14 protein-coding genes are annotated in these 18,124 nt (G+C 61.8%); 4 read left to right on the top strand and 10 right to left on the bottom strand.

The window, feature by feature from the left end; all coding sequences use genetic code 11:
* Positions 1 to 10 precede the first annotated feature (10 nt).
* The 3 genes from ACF8C6_RS14665 (at position 11) to ACF8C6_RS14655 (ending at position 3,740) form a co-directional block, all read left to right on the top strand.
* The gene (locus ACF8C6_RS14665) at positions 11 to 1,429 is read left to right on the top strand and encodes an FAD-dependent oxidoreductase (protein ID WP_392499964.1); all 1,419 of its coding nucleotides are present in this window, start codon (positions 11 to 13) and stop codon (positions 1,427 to 1,429) included.
* A gap of 356 nt (positions 1,430 to 1,785) precedes the next feature.
* Positions 1,786 to 2,853, top strand: coding sequence for a uroporphyrinogen decarboxylase (gene hemE / locus ACF8C6_RS14660; protein ID WP_392499963.1), 1,068 nt, complete (start codon positions 1,786 to 1,788; stop codon positions 2,851 to 2,853).
* 119 nt (positions 2,854 to 2,972) lie between these two features.
* Positions 2,973 to 3,740, top strand: a complete 768-nt coding sequence (locus ACF8C6_RS14655; RefSeq protein WP_392499962.1) for a ParA family protein — start codon at positions 2,973 to 2,975, stop codon at positions 3,738 to 3,740.
* A gap of 58 nt (positions 3,741 to 3,798) precedes the next feature.
* Here the strand turns inward: ACF8C6_RS14655 and ACF8C6_RS14650 are convergent, their stop codons facing one another.
* The 4 genes from ACF8C6_RS14650 to ACF8C6_RS14635 all read right to left on the bottom strand — a co-directional run bounded on the left by ACF8C6_RS14650 (position 3,799) and on the right by ACF8C6_RS14635 (position 7,523).
* Positions 3,799 to 4,593 (bottom strand): universal stress protein, encoded by a 795-nt coding sequence (locus ACF8C6_RS14650; protein WP_277688348.1) that lies wholly within the window; start codon positions 4,591 to 4,593, stop codon positions 3,799 to 3,801.
* Between the two features lie 109 nt (positions 4,594 to 4,702).
* Complete coding sequence (locus tag ACF8C6_RS14645; protein WP_392499961.1) at positions 4,703 to 5,146, bottom strand: YiiD C-terminal domain-containing protein; 444 nt, start codon at positions 5,144 to 5,146, stop codon at positions 4,703 to 4,705.
* Positions 5,147 to 5,236: 90 nt separating this feature from the next.
* Positions 5,237 to 5,671: a thioredoxin TrxC gene (gene trxC / locus ACF8C6_RS14640; protein ID WP_392499960.1), complete on the bottom strand. Its 435-nt coding sequence runs from the start codon at positions 5,669 to 5,671 to the stop codon at positions 5,237 to 5,239.
* Positions 5,672 to 5,732: 61 nt separating this feature from the next.
* A complete protein-coding gene (locus ACF8C6_RS14635) occupies positions 5,733 to 7,523 on the bottom strand; it encodes an SLC13 family permease (protein ID WP_392499959.1) in 1,791 nt (596 codons plus the stop codon).
* Between the two features lie 221 nt (positions 7,524 to 7,744).
* On the opposite strand from ACF8C6_RS14635, the gene ACF8C6_RS14630 reads away from it, so the two are divergent.
* Positions 7,745 to 8,992 (top strand): MFS transporter, encoded by a 1,248-nt coding sequence (locus ACF8C6_RS14630; RefSeq protein WP_392499958.1) that lies wholly within the window; start codon positions 7,745 to 7,747, stop codon positions 8,990 to 8,992.
* Here the strand turns inward: ACF8C6_RS14630 and ACF8C6_RS14625 are convergent.
* The 6 genes from ACF8C6_RS14625 to ACF8C6_RS14600 all read right to left on the bottom strand — a co-directional run.
* Positions 8,985 to 9,665 carry a hypothetical protein gene (locus tag ACF8C6_RS14625; RefSeq protein ID WP_392499957.1) on the bottom strand — a complete coding sequence of 227 codons (681 nt, stop codon included), beginning with the start codon at positions 9,663 to 9,665 and terminating at the stop codon, positions 8,985 to 8,987. The genes ACF8C6_RS14630 and ACF8C6_RS14625 overlap by 8 nt on opposite strands.
* Positions 9,666 to 9,754: 89 nt before the next feature.
* On the bottom strand, positions 9,755 to 10,822 hold the full coding sequence (locus tag ACF8C6_RS14620) for a hypothetical protein (RefSeq protein WP_392499956.1): 1,068 nt from the start codon (positions 10,820 to 10,822) through the stop codon (positions 9,755 to 9,757).
* A gap of 18 nt (positions 10,823 to 10,840) precedes the next feature.
* The gene (locus tag ACF8C6_RS14615) at positions 10,841 to 14,650 is read right to left on the bottom strand and encodes a toxin VasX (protein WP_392499955.1); all 3,810 of its coding nucleotides are present in this window, start codon (positions 14,648 to 14,650) and stop codon (positions 10,841 to 10,843) included.
* The gene (locus ACF8C6_RS14610; RefSeq protein WP_392499954.1) at positions 14,647 to 15,444 is read right to left on the bottom strand and encodes a DUF4123 domain-containing protein; all 798 of its coding nucleotides are present in this window, start codon (positions 15,442 to 15,444) and stop codon (positions 14,647 to 14,649) included. The genes ACF8C6_RS14615 and ACF8C6_RS14610 overlap by 4 nt, the downstream gene beginning before the upstream one ends.
* On the bottom strand, positions 15,444 to 17,549 hold the full coding sequence (gene tssI / locus ACF8C6_RS14605; RefSeq protein WP_392499953.1) for a type VI secretion system tip protein TssI/VgrG: 2,106 nt from the start codon (positions 17,547 to 17,549) through the stop codon (positions 15,444 to 15,446). Before tssI ends, ACF8C6_RS14610 begins: the two co-directional genes overlap by 1 nt.
* Positions 17,550 to 17,746: 197 nt before the next feature.
* A partial coding sequence (locus tag ACF8C6_RS14600; RefSeq protein WP_392499952.1) for an Hcp family type VI secretion system effector occupies positions 17,747 to 18,124 on the bottom strand: 378 nt, incomplete at its 5' end.

Here is an 18,124-nt window from a genome sequence, read left to right as displayed (position 1 = left end):
AGGTTTTGAAATGACTGAACGTCTGAACAACGACTTCCAGTTCATCGAAGTCGGGCGCAAAGACCCGAAGAAGAAGCTGCTGCGCCAGCGCAAGAAGGAGTTCGTGGAAATCTACGAAGCCTTCAAGCCGGCCCAGGCCGCCGACCAAGCACACCGTTGCCTGGGCTGCGGCAACCCGTACTGTGAGTGGAAGTGCCCGGTGCACAACTTCATTCCGAACTGGCTCAAGCTGGTGTCGGAAGGCAACATCCTGGCCGCTGCTGAGCTGAGCCACCAGACCAACACCCTGCCGGAAGTCTGCGGCCGCGTCTGCCCGCAGGATCGTCTGTGCGAGGGTGCCTGCACCCTCAATGACGGCTTCGGCGCGGTGACCATCGGCTCGGTGGAGAAGTACATCACCGACACCGCCTTCGCCATGGGCTGGCGCCCGGACATGTCCAAGGTCAAGCCGACCGGCAAGCGTGTTGCCGTGATCGGCGCCGGCCCGGCCGGCCTGGGTTGCGCCGACGTGCTGGTGCGCAATGGCGTGACCCCGGTGGTCTTCGACAAGAACCCGGAAATCGGCGGCCTGCTGACCTTCGGCATCCCCGAGTTCAAGCTGGAAAAGACCGTGATGAGCCGTCGTCGCGAAGTCTTCACCGGCATGGGTATCGAGTTCCGCCTGAACACCGAAATCGGCAAGGACGTGACCATGCAGCAGCTGCTGGATGAGTACGATGCCGTGTTCATGGGCATGGGTACCTACACCTACATGAAGGGTGGCTTCCCGGGCGAAGACCTGCCGGGCGTCACCGACGCGCTGGACTTCCTGATCGCCAACGTCAACCGCAACCTCGGCTTCGAGAAGTCCCCGGAAGACTTCATCGACATGAAGGGCAAGCGCGTGGTCGTGCTCGGCGGCGGTGACACGGCGATGGACTGCAACCGCACCTCGATCCGCCAGGGCGCCAAGGCGGTGACCTGCGCCTACCGCCGTGACGAAGAGAACATGCCGGGCTCGCGCAAGGAAGTGAAGAACGCCAAGGAAGAGGGCGTGAAGTTCCTCTTCAACCGCCAGCCCATCGCCATCGTCGGCGAGGACAGGGTGGAAGGCGTCAAGGTGGTCGAGACCCGTCTCGGCGAGCCGGACGCCCGTGGTCGTCGCAGCCCCGAGCCGATCCCGGGCTCCGAGGAAATCATCCCGGCCGAAGCCGTGCTGATCGCCTTCGGTTTCCGTCCGAGTCCGGCTGCCTGGTTCAGCGATTTCAAGATCGACACCGACAGCCAGGGCCGTGTGGTGGCGCCGGAGAAGAACCAGTTCAAGCACCAGACCAGCAACCCGAAGATCTTCGCCGGCGGCGACATGGTCCGCGGTTCCGACCTGGTGGTGACGGCGATCTTCGAGGGCCGCAACGCCGCCGAAGGCATCCTCGACTACCTGGGCGTCTAAGCTGCTGCGCTCGGCCAGGCGTTGTTGAAAACCGGCTCGGAATGCACTTGTAAACTGCGCTTCCTTGCCTGCTTGACCAGCCGGAGGCTGTTACTAACGTAGCGCCTAGCCTGACCTTCGCTCGCGACGCTTAGATCAAAGGTTGCTCGCGGCAAATCGTCGCGATGGACAAAAGGCACGGCACTCGCCGTGCCTTTTGTTTTGCGGTCTGCGAAAATGCCCGCACTTTTTCTGCGCCAAGGCGCGCGGTGTTCCTGTGATCCGGGAGCCCGCCCGGAGGAAGGGGGCCGCCGCCGAGCGGCAGTCGCATACTCCCGCCGCAACGCTTCCCTGCCGATTATCCAGGAACCCTGCCGATGTCCGCCCTGAAGAACGACCGTTTCCTGCGCGCCCTGCTCAAGCAACCCGTCGACGTCACGCCCGTGTGGATGATGCGCCAGGCCGGTCGGTACCTGCCGGAGTATCGTGCCACCCGCGCCAAGGCCGGTGACTTCGTCAGCCTGATGAAGAACCCCGAGCTGGCCTGCGAGGTGACGATTCAGCCGCTGGATCGCTACCCGCAGATCGACGCCGCGATCCTCTTCTCCGACATCCTCACCATTCCCGATGCCATGGGCCAGGGCCTGTACTTCGAGACCGGCGAGGGCCCGCGCTTCAAGAAGGTGGTATCGAGCATGGCGGATATCGAGGCCCTGCCGATTCCCGATGCCGAGCAGGACCTGGGCTACGTGATGGATGCCGTGCGTACCATTCGCCGCGAGCTGAACGGTCGCGTGCCGCTGATCGGCTTCACTGGTAGCCCCTGGACGCTGGCCACCTACATGGTCGAGGGCGGCTCCAGCCGCGACTTCCGTAAGTCCAAGGCGATGCTCTACGACAACCCGCAGGCCATGCACGCCCTGCTCGACAAGCTGGCCCGCTCCATCACTGGCTATCTGAATGGTCAGATCCAGGCCGGTGCCCAGGCGGTGCAGATCTTCGATTCCTGGGGCGGCGCCCTGTCTTCGGCGGCCTACCAGGAGTTTTCCCTGCGCTACATGAAGCAGATCATCGATGGCCTGATTCGCGAGCACGACGGTCGTCGTGTGCCGGTGATCCTGTTCACCAAGGGTGGCGGCCTGTGGCTGGAGTCCATGGCCGAGACCGGCGCCGAGGCCCTGGGCCTGGACTGGACCTGCGACATCGGCAGCGCGCGTCAGCGCGTGGGGGATAAGGTCGCCCTGCAGGGCAACATGGACCCGGCCGTGCTGCACGCCAAGCCGGCGGCCATCCGCGCCGAGGTGGCGCGTATCCTCGCCGCCTACGGCCCGGGCAATGGCCAGGTGTTCAACCTCGGCCACGGCATCACCCCGGAAGTACCGCCGGAGCACGCCAAGGCCTTCTTCGAGGCAGTGCACGAACTGTCTGCGCAGTACCATCAGTAACTTAAAAGGGCCGCGAATGCGGCCCTGCGTATTTCTGCGGCATCTGAACCAGAATGCTTCCTCGCCCTTGTCATGGGCTTTGCATAGAATTCGGTCATCTGCGATCAGGGAGGTATGTCATGCGGCGAGTGGTCTTCAATCAGAAGGGTGGGGTGGGCAAGTCCAGCATTGCCTGCAATCTGGCGGCGGTGAGTGCGGCCGAAGGGTATCGCACCCTGTTGATTGATCTGGATGCTCAGGCCAACTCGACGCACTACCTCACCGGGTTGACTGGCGAGGAAATACCGATGGGTATCGCCGAGTTCTTCAAGGGCACGCTGTCTTCGGGGCCTTTCGGCAAGAAGGGTGGGGTGGATATCTATGAGACGCCCTTCGACAATCTGCATGTGGTGACCGCCACCGCTGAGCTGGCCGAGTTGCAGCCGAAGCTGGAGCAGAAGCACAAGATCAACAAGCTGCGCAAACTGCTGGAAGAAATCTCCGAAGATTACGACCGGATCTACATGGATACGCCGCCAGCGCTGAACTTCTATACGGTTTCTGCGCTGATCGCCGCTGATCGCGTGTTGATTCCTTTCGATTGCGATAGTTTCTCGCGCAATGCCCTGTACGGCCTGCTGGCCGAGATCGAGGAGCTCAAGGGCGACCACAACGAAGACCTGGAAGTCGAGGGTATCGTGGTCAACCAGTTCCAGCCGCGCGCGACCCTGCCGCAGCAGCTGCTCGACGAGCTGATCGAGGAGGGGCTGCCGGTGCTGCCGGTCAATCTGATGAGTTCGGTGAAAATGCGCGAGTCCCACCAGGCCTGCCTGCCGCTGATCCATCTGGATCGCAGCCACAAACTGACCCAGCAGTTTGTCGAGCTGCACAAGCTGCTGGATAACTGAGGTCTGCACACAAGACAAAGGCGCCAGAAGGCGCCTTTGTCGTTTCTGCCTGGGCGGTTCAGCGCACGACGAACACGTCGCAGGGTGCTTTGTGCAGGTAGTGCTGGGCCAGGCTGCCGAGCAGCGCCTGTGAGATTGCGCTGCGGCCATGGCTGCCCAGCACCAGCAGCTGAGGCTGGCGACTGCTGATGTATTCCTGCAGGGAGCGCAGGATGCCGCCAACCTTGACTTCGTGGCTGAGTTTGGGGGCGTTGGCAGGCAGGCGCTGGGCCTCGTCGTGGAGCAGTTGATCGATGAGTGCGCGCTGAGTGAGCAGTTCGGCTTCGGCGAGGGCACTGTTCTTCTGCGGTTCAAATACGTGCAAGGCGTGGATGCCGGCGTCACCAGGCAGTAGCAGGCAGGCCTCGTGCAGGGCGGTGCAGGCGCACAGGGAGAAGTCGATGGCGGCCACCGCGCTGCGGTAGGGACTGGCCTCGTCGCGCGCCACCAGCAGCAGCGGCACCGGGCAGCGCCGAGCGATACGGTCCAGCGTGGTGCCGGAGAAGAATTCGTGGCGCTGATGATGGGCACCCAGGACCAGCAGATCGGCGCCGCACTGTTGCACCTGTTCCAGCACTGCATCGGCCGGCTTGCCCTGAGTCAGGCGCAGCTGGCTGCCAGTGGGTGCGAACTGGGTGAGGCTGCGATCCAGGCTCTGCTCGATGCGTTCGCGCTCGGCCTGATCCAGGCGTGGGTCGAAGACATGCAGCAGGGTCAGTTTGGCATCGTGCTGGCGCGCCAGCTGAGCGGCACGGCGTAGTGCCAGGTCCGCGGTGTCACGTAGGTCATGGGCGATAAGGATGTGTCTGGTCATTGCTCTCCCCTTTGCGCCGCGGGTTGGCGCGGCGACGTGAAACCTCTGCGGGTTTTTAGAATGAGCTTTCTAAATAGACCCGCAATTGATCCACGGCAAGTCCCATGCGTCAGTGCTTGCGCAATTGGTACAGCGCACTTGATTCGGCCACCACTTCGCCTGCTGCGTCGAGCAGCTGCAACTCCAGCCGGTAGTCGGCTTTTCCGTGCTGTTCGGCCTCCTCTTGAATGCGCACGACGTCCTCATTCGACAGACATGCCTGGATACGAATATCGCTGGTGGCGGGGCGGCGAAAACGCAGGTGCATGTCCTTGATCAGCGGGTAGAAACGCTGGCTGTCAAAACTGGTGAGGAACAGTGCGCCGCCAGGAATTTCGGCGAGGGTGAACAGGGCTCCGGCATACATGCTGCCGATATGGTTCTGGTTGCCGGCCAGCGGCATGTGCAGGCAAACGCGACCAGGTTCCAGGATCTCGGCCTTGAGACCGCAGCGTTTGACGAAATCGATTTTTTCTTCGGTCAGTACACGGGCCAATTCGGCGGGTAGGGGCATGGCGAGGCTCCTGGCGATAGAGCCATCGAGCCTAGCCTGGCGACGCCCGTGAGCAATGACGCGGACGCTCGCTGACGCTGACCGATCCGCTCAGATGCCCTGGCCTCGCAGCCAGGCCAGTAGTTGCGGTAGCGGCATGGCGCCACTCTGACGGGCGACTTCAACGCCGCCGCGAAACAGGATCAGGCTGGGAATGGAGCGGATGCCGAGTTGCGCGGACAGTTGCTGATTGGCCTCGCTGTCCAGCTTGGCCAGGCGGCAGCGCCCCTGCAGTTGCGCGGCAGCTTGCTCGAATGTCGGCGCGAAGCTGCGACAGGGCCCGCACCAACTGGCCCAGACATCCACCAGCAGTGGCAGGTCGCCCTTGAGCTGGCTGGCGAAGTTGGTTTGGCTCAGGGTGAACGGCGTGGCGGGTACGACCGCGCTTTTGCAGCGCCCGCAGCGTGGACTGTCGCCCAGGCGCTCGCCAGGGATGCGGTTGAGGCCGTTGCAGGACGGGCAGGGAATCAGCAGGGGGGCAGACATGTCGGGCGGCTCCATTGGCTCAGACTGAGTAGATGGAGCCATCACGCCGACATATCAAGGTTCACAGCGGTGTCAGCGGCCAGAACAGCGGGATTACCAGCGTCGCCACGACCCAGAGGATCAGGTTGAGCGGCGCGCCAACCCGGAAGAAGTCGGCAAACCGATAACCGCCGGCGTTGTAGACGAAGGTGTTGGTTTGGTAGCCGATCGGCGTGGCGAAGCTGGCGCTGGCGGCGAACATCACCGCGACCACGAAGGCGCGTGGGTCGACCCCCAGGTGTTGGGCCACGCCAATCGCGATGGGGGTGACCAGCACCGCCACGGCGTTGTTCGACAGCATCTCGGTGAGGATCGAGGTGAACAGGTAGATGAAGCTCAGCATCAACAGCGGGCCGGCCCAGGGCAGCAGCCCCATGACGTTCTCCACCAGCAGCTTGACCAGGCCGACCTTGTCCATGGCGATGCTGATCGCCAGCATGCCGAAGATCAGCCCCAGCACGCGCCAATCCACCGCCTTGTAGGCGTCCTCGACGTCCAGGCAGCGGGTGGCCAGGACGGTGACGGCGCCGATGATGGCCAGGCCCTCGATCGGCATCACGCCGAAGGCGGCCAGCACCATCACGGCCAGGGTGGCGATGATTGCGATGGGCGCCTTGTCGCGGCGGTACGAGCGCTCTTGCACGGTGTTGAGGCTGATCAGCTCGCCGTTGTCGGCGAAGCGTTTGATCTGCGTCGGCGTGCCCTCCACCAGCATCACGTCGCCAAACTGCAGGTGGAAGTCGTCGAGGTTGCCGGAGATGTTCTCGTCCTGGCGGTGCACGGCCAGGACGGCGATGCCATAGCGCGCGGTGAGGTCGAGGTCGCGCATCGGTCGGTTGCTGAAGCGCGAGTTGCGCCCGACGATGGCCTCGGCCAGCACTACGTCATGGTTGCTGATGGTCTCGAAGGCTTCGCTACGGCTGAAGCTCAGGTGGCCGCTGCCACGCAGCTCGACCACATCCTTCACCTGGCCATGGATCACCAGCTGGTCGCCGGCCATCAGCACCGTGTCGTGGCTGGGCTCGGTAAACTCCAGCTGGTCGCGGAAGATCTTCAGCACCTGCATGCCGCTGCCACCGTTGAGGTTGGCCTCGGACAGGGTCTTGCCGATCATCGGCGAATCGTGGGGTACCAGCAGCTCGCTCATGAAGGTGCGGCCCAGATCCGGGCGCAGCTGCTTGGACAGGGTTTCGCGCTCCGGCAAAAGATGGCGACCAATCGTCAGCAGATAGAGCATGCCAGCGGCCGCGAGGATCAGGCCTGCGCCGGTGATTTCGAACATGCCGAAGGGTTCAAGGCCGGCCTTGCGCGCGACGCCGTCGACCAGGATGTTGGTCGAGGTGCCGATCATGGTCAGGGTGCCGCCGAGGATGGTGGCATAGGACAGCGGGATCAGCAGCTTGGAGGGCAGGGTGCCGGCGCGGCGCGCCAGGGAGATCGCCACCGGGGTGAGGATGGCCACCACCGGGGTGTTGTTGAGGAAGGCCGAGATCACCAACGCCGTGACGGTCAGGCCGGTGAGTACGCGAATCGGGCTGGTGCCGACCAGATCGCCTAGCCAGTTGCCGAGGGCGTCGATGCAGCCGGTGCGCTCCAGGGCGGCGGAGAGCACGAACATGCAGGCAATGGTCACCGGTGCCGAGTTGCTCAGCACGCTGAGGACTTCCCCTGGGGTCAGCAATTGACTGATCAGTAGTGCCGCCACGGCGATCGCTGCCACCACGTCCGGGCTCCACTTTTCACGAATGAAGGCGTAGAGCACCCACAGCAGCAGGGCGGCGACGAATAGCAGGGGCAATGAATCCCAGGGCATGGGCATCCTTAAAACGCGTGCGAATCTCAGGTGAGGTATCGGGCGCCCGCAGGCAGCCGCACAGGGGCGAGAAGATAAGGCTTGCTGCTTAGATAGTCTAAGAATGTTTTCAGAGGTTTATATTCTATTTTTAAAGGTTTCGCGGGCGCCGAAATGCGCCTTGCTAGCCCCTTTTTGGGCTCTTTCGCTACTCTTGGCGACTTCTTTCGGATAGGCCTCCCATGACTGCTTCGGATCGCCCCAGCAACACCTCCCTGGTGCTCCTCGCGTCCCTCTATTGCGCCCAGGGGTTGCCCTCCGGCCTGGTGGCGCATTCGTTGCCGGTGCTGTTGCGGCAGAGCGGTGTCGACCTGGCGCTGATCGGGTTGCTCAAGTTGCTGGCGCTGCCCTGGCTGCTCAAGGTGCTGTGGGCGCCATGGATCGACCGCATCGGCTCGCGCCGCCTCGGTCATCACCGGGGTTGGATCCTGCCACTGCAGGCCCTGGTGATCGGCTGCCTGGCGGGGCTGGCGCTGATCGAGCCGCAGGCGTTGTTCGGCTCGGCGTTCTGGTTGCTGCTCGGCACCTTGCTGCTGATCAACCTCGCCGCCGCCAGTCAGGACGTGGCCACCGACGGCCTGGCCGTACGCCTGCTGCCGGAACGCTGGCGCGGCCTGGGCAACAGCCTGCAGGTAGGGGGTTATAAGGTCGGCATGCTGGCCAGCGGCAGCGGTCTGCTGCTGGTGATCGGCGGGCTGGGCTGGAACCTGTCCATCAGCCTGCTGGCGGGAGCCTTGGTGCTGCTGACCTTGCCAATTCTGCTCTTTCCGGAAAAACGCTTGTTGCCGCAGCACATCGAGCAAGCTGAGCCCGCCGGTCCCGGTTTGCTCTGGCGCCATTACCAGGGCCTGCTGGCTCAGCCCGGTATGTTCGCCTGGCTGGCGGTGGTGCTGACCTTCAAACTCGGCGATGCGCTGGGTTCGCCGATGATCAAGCCAATGCTGGTGGATCAGGGCTGGAGCACCGCGGCGCTCGGCCAACTGACCCTGATCAGCAGCCTGGCCGGCATCGGCGGCGCGCTGCTCGGCGGATTGCTCTATGCCCGCATCGGCGCGCTGCGCTCGCTGCTGATCTTCGGCGCACTGCAGGCACTGGGTATCGCTGGTATGGCGCTACTGGTGGGGCGCGGTGCCGATACGGCCTTGGTCTACACGATTGCGTTGTTCGAACAGATCGCCGACGGCATGTCCACCGTCGCCCTCTTCGCCGTGATGATGCGTATGTGCCGTCCGGAACACGAAGGCGCCGACTTCACCCTGCAGGCGAGTGCGCAGCTTTTATTGGCGGGGCTGGTAGGGGCTTGTAGTGGATTACTGGCTCAGGTGGCGGGGTATCAGGGGGTGTTTGTCGGGGCCGCGCTGTTAGGGGTAACAGTGCTCGTGCTAGTCGTTGGTTTTTTTCGGAGTTGCTGGCAGGCCAAAGCTATCTAGATTCTTGTTTCTCCGGTGAGTATTCGTTTTTCCAGTGGGGATCGAATATGGCCATTTCTTTCTGAGTGCTGATGAGTTGTATGTCTACTCGGTGAGGTAGCAGAGTGGTTATTCGCTGCAAATCGCCTATCGCTAAGTGCAGTGGGCGAAAGGTATTGATTAGCAAGTTCGGGTACTCATCTGAGCGAGAGGTCTTGATGCGGTATTGCCTCCAGCGGTGCGTTCCGTATCCTCCTTCCCGGACCGCCTTTGACTCAAGAGTGATCGACTCTATTTCGCAAGACGGAATCCGAATATCGGTACTCAGCTCTGGAAAGTGACCGCATTCGAACTTCAGCAGAAGTCCATCTGCCTCTGCATAGGCCTCGACCTTGTCCGGTGGTATACCGTGCTCAAGCCACCATAAGGTTGAGAAGGGAAGAACCAGCGTCGTCATTAGCATGAGGCAAGTTAACCAGCCCTGCTCTGCTGGAAGACTCATCAGGAACAGTCCAAACGGGACCAGGGCGCATGCGCTGAAGATTTTCCCTCTGTGAGTGTTTGGCTGGCGAACCAGTGGAGCGAAACGATCGAACTTGTCGTCGGTAAAGTGGGCGTTGTTTGCGAAGAGTCTAACTCGATGCTGTCGCATCACCATTCCTTGGTTTTTCCTAGTGCTGTAGTTGCCAGCCATCAATTTTGCTTACGGACTCAGGTAGGACATACCTCGGGCGGCTGCCGAAGATGCGGGTGCCGATACTGGGCTAGCCCCATCTGTGTCCATCAATCTACATACTCGACATACCGGGCCATCAGGTTGGAGCGGTGCATGGTGTCGATAAGCCGAATACGGTTTTCCATGTCGCTGAGCTTTTCGGCGAAGGTCTCATCGTCCATGTCGATCCAGTAGCGAGGGTTACGGTTTGTCTGGCGGTCGTGCTCGGCAGATACCGGGTCGAGGTGACGGTATTTCTCGAAGCAGGGCAACTCCGGCAACGGGCGGCTGGCGTCCATGTAGTTCTGGAAGAAGTCCCACAGGGCGAGCGGTGGTTGTGGGAGGCGATCCGGTGCCAGTAGGGAGGCGAAGTTGATGGTGATGTCGCGGTAGCGGTGGGCCAGGTAGAGAAAGTTCATTGGCAGCCCCTGGCGATCTGGCGAGGTGGCGAGGTAGGCGTCGAACTCGTGGAAGGGCGCGGTGATCTCGCCAATGATGCCGTTCCTCTTGTACTCGCCGTTATTGTTGTAATCGAACAGGGTTACTAGGCCGGTGCGCCGATTAAGCTCCCAGAGAGGGCCGCGGGAAGGTTTGAACCATAGACGGGGGAAGTGGTTGATAACTAATGAGCCGATACTCCAGCAGGCCAGTGGCAAGCCAGAAAAAATTAAAAATGTAGGGGCATAAGAGATTGCTATCTCTAAAGATGTGGAGTACCTGCTATCAAGCAATTCAAGTAAAAATAGGATCAATAGAATTGTTGTAACCAAGAAAAATATGAAGCGCCCCCCCCCACATAAATACATCCAAAAATGCGAACGTTTGGATAGCACAGCATAACGATAACGTTCGTGGTCATACACGGCGTGCAGGTCGATACCTTCCATGGGCCGTTTCTTATAAGTACCCAGGGCCTTTTCTTCTTCCCGCTTCTTATCGAACGCCTCCCAGAAACGCATGCTCTTGGGGGTTGGGTCGGTCATGATGTTTTCCGGCGCCACGTTTTGTGTATTACCCCAAGGCAAGCGGCTGCCGCCCAGCTTGCGCCACCAGGCTCGTTCGGCTGAGGCGGGTTGGTCGGGGATACACGCCGGGTTATAGGCGGTGCTGGCGTAGTAGGCGTTGTCTTGCGTCACGTGTCATGTATCCAAAGCTTATTCGCTGGCCCAGAAGGGTTGCCCGTTGTTACTAAAGTCGGGTCGTTTGTGTGCTTCGCTTGTCAGCATCAGGGTTTTGGGTGATGGGGCCGGGAAGTACCAGGTTTTCTTCTGCGCATCGGTCAAGCGGAACTGTGCTTTGACCGCCCAGCTGTAGGTGGTGCGATGCAGGTAACCCAGCCCCGTGCTTTGCTGCGTCGCCGGCGTATTGAAGTAAAGCTCCAATGCGTTGGGCCACGGACGTTGGGCTACCGGCTTCGCTGGAGCACCGATACGTGAGCTTGTTGTCGTGCCTCCGTGGCTGGAGGTCGAAAAGGTGGTGCGCAGGCGGACTTCGCTCTTGAGGTTGAGGCTACCCAGTTGCGCGACCAGCCCCGGCAGGTTGCTTTCGATACGCACCCGAGTGGTGGCCGTGAGGATGCTGTACGGCAGAACGGAGGTGGCATCCAACTTTGCCTTTGGGTTGTAGTCGGGGTTCGGGCCAACCTCGATGCGGATGCCGGCAAACAGGCCGAGCAGGCGGTAGAAGGCCTCCTGCGGGTCACGCAAGTGCGCGGTGGCGACCTTATCTCCGGTGCCGAAGGGGCCATTGGCCATCCAGTCCTCAACCGGGCTGCTGGTGAGCCAATAGGCTACTCCGGCGCCCGCGACGATCATGATCAGGGCTACCCAGCCCAGTGGCGTAAGGCCCAGCACTGGCGTGGCGGTAAACAGCCCGGCAGCTACCCCCACGGCGCCGCCACCGGCCATCAGCAGGTAACCCCACATGGCCTGATCGCCCCATTGCCAGGCGTACCACGCGTCGTACAGGTTAAGGCCGAGGAATATAAGGCCCGCGAAGGTTTGACCAATCAAGCGGCCAGTAAATTGCTTGTTGAATTTCGGGCCGAGAGTCGAGCCCCAGAAACGACCGGCGGCTTCGTCAGGCACGGTGAACAACACCCTGCGCGCCGAAGCCAGAATGGACTGATTGCTGACGAATTTGACGGTCAGGGCTTCCATGGCAATTGCGAGGTCAATACCTGCCCCTATAAGCCCGGCATGCTCTCTTGTTGCACCTTTCTCATTGGATGTCTGTGTTCTGCCTGTCCACTCTGTCCTTACATTCCAAAGCTCCAACATCAGTACCCCAGCTGCAAAGGGCGTGGAGTTGAGCACTCGATATGTCTTGGAGCCATTTTGCGTGTTCAGATCATCGACCGCTTCCTGTAGAACGCCTTCGGCGCGTACCAGCCGGGCTTGGGCGGCCTGCTCCTGGGCTGCCGCCTGGCCGGCCTGATTGAACTGCTGATTCAGGGCGCTGATCATGCGGGCGGTGCTGCTATTGCGCGGTACGGCCACCAGTACATGGTCGCTAGTCTGATCCAGGCCGGCTCGGGCCGCCTGGCGACCATTGGTGCTGGCCAGCAGGTTGCCCTCGGCATCCAGAAACTCGCCATAGAAACGCGTGGTACGTCCCGGTGGGGTAGTCGGCAGGTCTTCCAGGCCGAACACGTAATGTTCCCGCACATTGACGCGGCCACGGCGAATAAACACGGCACCGCCAAATGTTTGCGGCATGGTGCTGCGCAGCAGGCCAAGCCCCTGGCCATGCAGGGTCAGGTTGATGCGGCGGCCCTGGTTGGCGAGCGCTGCGCGCTGCTGCTCATAGGCTTGAGCTGTCTGGGCATGGGTGCGGGCGCTGGCCTGGGCATCTGCCTGCAGAGGCCTTAATGCGGTGTTGGCATTGTCCACGGCTGCTTGAGCTGTATCGATCGCACCCTGCAAGCGTTCATAAATACTGACCAGGGTGCTTGCTCCCGCCTTGAGCTGCACTGTCAGGGTGCTGTTCAGACTGCCGGCGGCCATCAGGCCGATCAGCATGCTGGTGTCCAGCGTGTCGCCGGGCTTTTCTGCCGGAGCACCTTGAGTTTCGAACTGGGCCAACTCCGTTGCTCGGAATCGCCCGTCGCCTAGGTTTTCTTCCTTTTTTGCCGGTGCTTGGTAGGGGGCGTATAGGGTGTTCAGCTCCAGGCTCGGCCAGAGCATGCCGTACAGCGGGTGCTGGGGATCATTGGCCAACTTGCTGAGGAACACCTGACCCTGGCTGGCTTTCGGGCTGTAGAGGCTATAGCCCTTGAGCGCATCGGTCAGGTCGCTGTTAACAGCCAGTGGGTCGACTTGCGCGGGGCTGGTGGCGAGTGCGGCCAGCAGACTGGTTGTGGCGAAGGAGGCCGCCAGGTAGTCGAAGCCATCCAGGCTCAGGTGGTCGGCCAGGGTTTGTTGGTATTCGCTCTTGCCCAGGTAGTCGCTGAGGTTGTCCTGCATGTAAGCCAGCTCGCGCCAGAGCATGATGCGCTCAGGGGTCGCGGTGTAGCGGTTGATATCTCGCTTGCCTTGTTCGTTGATCTTGTCCAGAGCCTGGTGCAAGGGGTTGCGCTGCCCCTGCAGGCTCTTCGGCACCACCAACTGTTGCAGCAACAAGGCACTACCATGATTGCTGTGCAGGGTGGCCCGTTGCGCGCAGAGCGCCAGGGCATCCTGCAGGCCATTGATGCGTGAAAGCAGGTGGCGCATGCGATGCATGTGGTCATCCAATAGCACACTACAGAGCTGGCGGCTGCGTGCGCTGCTCAGTATGTCGGTCGCAGCGGCTTGGGCTTCCCAAAGCGCAGACTCACCCGGCGCGTTGTTCTGACTACTGGCGGGTTGCTTGGATGCTATAAGCGTTGTCAGGCAACCACTCCACGCTTCAAGTTCAAGTAGGCGAGTGTCTTCCTGGGGAATACCGCTTTCGCAGCTGTCGACATACGTCTGGGCGACCTGGCGGCTCTTGATCGGGAATTGACCGCTGAGGTCGCAGATATAGCGGCCTGGGTGATCCAGCAGTCGCTCATATCCGGGTTCACGAGCGCGCTGCGGCGCAGCCAGGTTCACAGGAAAGGCGTTGATCTCCAGATTAAGACGCACAGCTCGTGCTTTGCCCACTGCGTTCTGGTTGGCATAGTCCCGCACATCGAATGCGGCAAAGGCCTCTAGCATGTCCTGGCCATCAGGTTGTCCGCCGAACATGCGCTTGAGACCATGCTGCGAGACCCGCAGATCCGGGCTTTGACAGCGCTGCCCGCGCAGGACCTTGTCCTGCTCCAGACGTTTGAGACGAGCCGCACTCAGTTGTACTTCTGAAAAGCACAGCTGCAGCTCGGCTCGTTGTGTGTTGTTCCACTGTGCGGGTAGCCAGATATCGTCCAGAGGCTGTCCGATGACTTTGCGCGGGGCCTTCCTGAAGCCTTCGCCTTGTCGATAGTGCTCGACGTGAATGTCGCGGAAGGTGGTTTTTTGACCCGTTACCTGCACTTCCAGCTCGCGCCACAGCCTGCCGCGATAGAAAACGTACACATAGCCGTTGCGCAGGCCGACCGGCGTGCCCAGGTCATAGCGGTTCTTGCTGCCAGGCAGGGCCGTCATGGGCACGACGGGTACGATCTGGTTCCACTGTATGTGGTGTGCGGGCTGTCGGGGGGTGACCTGCAGCCCTTCGAACAAAGGCAGACGAATGGGGCCGCCCTCGCTGACGGCGATCTCCAGCCAGAGATTGCGCTTAGGCTGGTTTTCCCAGTCCCAGACATGCAGCACGCTGCTGAAGCTGTCGCTGGTCTGAATCTCGGGCTTGTCCTGCTGGGTCAGCCATTCCTGCTGGACCTGGTTGGCCTCGTCGTAGATGACCAACTTCTGGGTAGTTGGATGGTTCTTGCCGACTACCTGGACGATGAGCTTGCCGGCCTCACAGGCGGCACCTTTGCTCAGGGCGCATACGTTGTTGCTCATGCGGTGACTTCCTTGTCATGCGAACTCGAGGCCATGTACTGGGCGAGTATCTGCAGGCGTTCCTTGTCGTTGCCGTGAGGCAGAGAGGCTGGTGGATGGATGTGCGGGTTGGCGTTGCGCAGGCCGAGGTAGCTGCTCAGTGACTCGGAGGAAACGAAGCCTGCCTGCATGCCTTCCGTCAGGTATTGCCAGGCAGTTTCAAATCCGGTGCCGTTCTTTTGTTGCCACCATTGGTAGAGAAAATGCTCGCCCTGCTGGCGTTGCAAGGCCTGCTCATGTGCTGCGGCCAGGGCGAAATTTTGGGGCATCTTGTCAGGGTGCCATTGGCTTGCCTGATGGTTCTCCAGGCGATGCCAGGCTTCGCGGTCGCTGGCGCTGTCGCGCCAAGTGCCGCCGAACCAGTTAACGGCTTGAATGGGGCCCAGCCAAAGCGCCAGAGTTTTAAAATCGCAGGCCGGGAAGAAGTAGCTGGCCGTGCGTGGCCTGGAGTAACGCAGTACACCGCGGCGCTCACCCTCGAAGCGGATGAAGAGTATGTGGCGCAGATGGGATAGCAGATCCGGCAGCTCTCCGAAGCTTTCTAGTATCAGGCCAGGCCAATCATTAGGTTGGCTGCGCATTGCTGATAGCAAGGAAGGGTTGGTTTTAGCGTCGATTAGAAGCGGGCTTTCTTCCTCGCAATCCGCCAGTTCGGTGTCGTCGAACAGACGGATTGGATTGGGGTCTTCGCCCAAGCGGTAGAGCTGGATGAGCAGCTGTTCCGTTCGTTCTAGCAATAGCCAATGGCCTCCCATCAGGCATTACCTCCAGCCTTCATGGCATTGCGACATGGGCAGTCGGTAAGAGGGCACTGCTGCGGTGTGCCGCCTTTGGGCTTCTGGCAGAGTTCGACGATAGGTAGTTCTTCACGTAACCGTTGGCGAAGCAGTGCGCCCGGCACATCTGCATCCGCTGCCTTCACCTTGCCCGGTAAAATGGGGGCCGCACCGGTACCGCTACCTGGTGCGCCGCCCGAGTTGATCTTGATCTGCGGGCCGGCCAGGGTGACGCCGCTGGCGTCCAGTTTGATGAAGCTGCCGGCGGCCTTGAAGGTGAGTTCGGCGCCAGCTTCGAGGACGACCTTGAGGCCGCTGGAGAGGTGGATCTCGTTACCCGCCTCGACGAATTGTCCCTTGCCCAGCTTCACATGCTGGATGCTGGCCACGGTGAGGTGGTCGTTGGCGCGGATTTCGGTCTTGCGGTCCTTGTGGGTGGTGCGGTGTTCCTCGGCCTTGAGCTCGGTATAGCTATTGGCCTCCACAGTGTCGTGGCGTTCGTGGCCGATGCGGATCTTCTGGTCGTGCACGACGTTCTCGTCCCAGTCCTTCTGGGCGTGGATGTAGATCTGTTCCTGGCCCTTGCGGTCTTCGATGCGCAGTTCGTTGTAGCCGCCTCCGCCGGGTGAGCTGAGGGTCTTGAATACCGTGCGGGTCTTGTTGGCCGGCAGGTCGTAGGGCACCACATGCTCGGCGTGGTACAGGCAGCCGGTGACCAGCGGTTGGTCGGGGTCGCCTTCGAGGAAGGTGACCAGTACTTCCATGCCGATGCGCGGGATGGCGATGCCGCCGTAGCGGTCGCCGGCCCAGCTGGAGCTGACGCGCAGCCAGCAGCTGGTGCTGTCGTCGGCCTGGCCCTCGCGGTCCCAGTGGAACTGCACTTTCACGCGGCCATATTCATCGCAGTGGATTTCTTCCCCCTTCGGCCCGGTGACCACGGCGCTCTGGCTGCCGAGGATGCGTGGCTTGGGGTGGTCTAGCGGCGGGCGGTAGGGGATGTCCCAGGGCGTGGCACTGAAGCGGTTGCGGTAGCCCTGGTTGAAGCCGTCGTCGGCTTGGCCTTCTTCCTTGCGGCCACCGAGAAAACTGGTGATGGACTCTTCCAGCACCTGCGGTTGTTTACCTTCGTGGTGCACTTCGTTGAGCAGCCACAGCTGGTTCCAGTCGCTGCGCGGATGCTCGCCGAGGTTGAGGAAGTGGCCGGTGCGCAGCAGCGGCTGGTCGCTCTCGCCCTCGGCCAGCTGATGGTCGCTGCGGTGGCGCTCCAGGGCGCGTTGGGACAGATGCTTGCCGCGCGCGCGCTCGGTGAAGCGGCCGGGGTAGTCGTAGTCTTCCAGGTCGGGCTTGGCGTCGCCCTTGTGGGCGGCTTCGAGCTGCAGGCGCGGCTTCTCGAAGTCGTAGTCGCGGCGGGTGACGCGGCTGGTGCGGGTGGCCAGGCGCAGGGCGAAGCGCTTGATCACTGGCTCGTCCGCCACCAGGCCGCTGTCCTGCTGGTAGGCGGTCGTGGCCAGCTTGGGAAAACCGGTCTGGTCGTCGCCGAACACCAGCACATGGCCCTCCTGGCTGTGCTGGAAGTGATAGTGGATGCCTTCTTCCTCGCACAGGCGCTGGATGAAGTGCAGGTCCGTCTCGTCGTACTGCACGCAGTAGTCGCGCTTGGGATAAATCGCGCCGAGCTGGAAGCGCTGGCCGCTGCCGTCGAGGATGCCGTGCTCACTCAAGACTTGCGCGACAATCTCCGGCACCGTCAGGTGCTGGAAGATGCGCTGGTTCACCCGGTGACCGAGCCAGGCCAGCTGCGGGCGCAGGGTCAGGTGGTAGCGGGTCAGACGCTGGCCGGAGTCGCCTTGCGCGGCGCTGTGCACCAGGGCGTGGATGCCGTTGTCCTGGGCATCCAGAGCGAGAAATGCCGTCTGGCCGAGCAGGGCGTCGAGGTCGAGATCGGGGCGTTCGCTGACCAGGGTCAGCTCGAACACGAAGGGCTGGCTCAGCGCTTCATGGCCGGTGAATTCGAGCACCTGCAGGTCGTGGTCGACAGCAGGCAGGCTCAGGCTGAAATGGGTCTGATTGGCGGGCGCGAACATCCGTGTTTCCTTCTGCCGAACGGGCATCGGCCAGTCGCGCTGGCCGATGGGGCAGCTCGCGTACCTGCGAGCCAGGGCATTGTCGGGGATGTGCCGCGGTTTTGCCGTGACGCGCGGGGCAAAAATGCGTCCCTCTCCCCAGCCCTCTCCCATAAATGGGAGAGGGGGCTCAGGCCGCGGCCCGAGCGGGGCTTATCTTAGGCCGAGATCGGCGAACGCCAGTCATCCGAACCGGAAGTGCCGGACACTTCGTGGGTCCAGACGATCTTGCGGTAGGTGAAGTAGACGTCTTCCAGGTGGGTGAAGTGAGCCATGTTCGGGTCCTGGCAGTTCGGCATGCGCGACTGCACGTCGACGATCACGGCGTCTTCCAGCTCGATGGTGAAGTAGTGCTCCTGGGTGCCGGTGGAGCTGGTGCGGTACCACTCCAGGCGGCACTTGGAGAGGCGCTCACCGGAGGTCAGCGAGTTGAAGATCAGCGGCGAGGACTTGTCGAACACCTTGGTGATCATCAGCGGCTTGTGCACGCGCTGACCGGTCGGCTGGCCGGACTGCGGGTCGCGCGGGATGATGAC

Source organism: Pseudomonas sp. zbq_18 (assembly GCF_043102245.1).
Taxonomy (GTDB): Bacteria; Pseudomonadota; Gammaproteobacteria; order Pseudomonadales; family Pseudomonadaceae; genus Aquipseudomonas.
This window is presented reverse-complemented; position numbering and strand designations above follow the sequence as displayed.

What these genes read in the sequence shown, in the direction of transcription:
- ACF8C6_RS14655 (WP_392499962.1), top strand. Translation starts at nt 2,973, where the DNA reads ATGCGGCGAGTGGTCTTCAATCAGAAGGGTGGGGTGGGCAAGTCCAGC.
- ACF8C6_RS14645 (WP_392499961.1), bottom strand. Translation starts at nt 5,146, where the DNA reads ATGCCCCTACCCGCCGAATTGGCCCGTGTACTGACCGAAGAAAAAATC.
- ACF8C6_RS14615 (WP_392499955.1), bottom strand. Translation starts at nt 14,650, where the DNA reads ATGAGCAACAACGTATGCGCCCTGAGCAAAGGTGCCGCCTGTGAGGCC.
- ACF8C6_RS14665 (WP_392499964.1), top strand. Translation starts at nt 11, where the DNA reads ATGACTGAACGTCTGAACAACGACTTCCAGTTCATCGAAGTCGGGCGC.
- ACF8C6_RS14650 (WP_277688348.1), bottom strand. Translation starts at nt 4,593, where the DNA reads ATGACCAGACACATCCTTATCGCCCATGACCTACGTGACACCGCGGAC.
- ACF8C6_RS14630 (WP_392499958.1), top strand. Translation starts at nt 7,745, where the DNA reads ATGACTGCTTCGGATCGCCCCAGCAACACCTCCCTGGTGCTCCTCGCG.
- ACF8C6_RS14635 (WP_392499959.1), bottom strand. Translation starts at nt 7,523, where the DNA reads ATGCCCTGGGATTCATTGCCCCTGCTATTCGTCGCCGCCCTGCTGCTG.
- tssI (WP_392499953.1), bottom strand. Translation starts at nt 17,549, where the DNA reads ATGTTCGCGCCCGCCAATCAGACCCATTTCAGCCTGAGCCTGCCTGCT.
- trxC (WP_392499960.1), bottom strand. Translation starts at nt 5,671, where the DNA reads ATGTCTGCCCCCCTGCTGATTCCCTGCCCGTCCTGCAACGGCCTCAAC.
- ACF8C6_RS14625 (WP_392499957.1), bottom strand. Translation starts at nt 9,665, where the DNA reads ATGGCTGGCAACTACAGCACTAGGAAAAACCAAGGAATGGTGATGCGA.
- hemE (WP_392499963.1), top strand. Translation starts at nt 1,786, where the DNA reads ATGTCCGCCCTGAAGAACGACCGTTTCCTGCGCGCCCTGCTCAAGCAA.
- ACF8C6_RS14610 (WP_392499954.1), bottom strand. Translation starts at nt 15,444, where the DNA reads ATGGGAGGCCATTGGCTATTGCTAGAACGAACGGAACAGCTGCTCATC.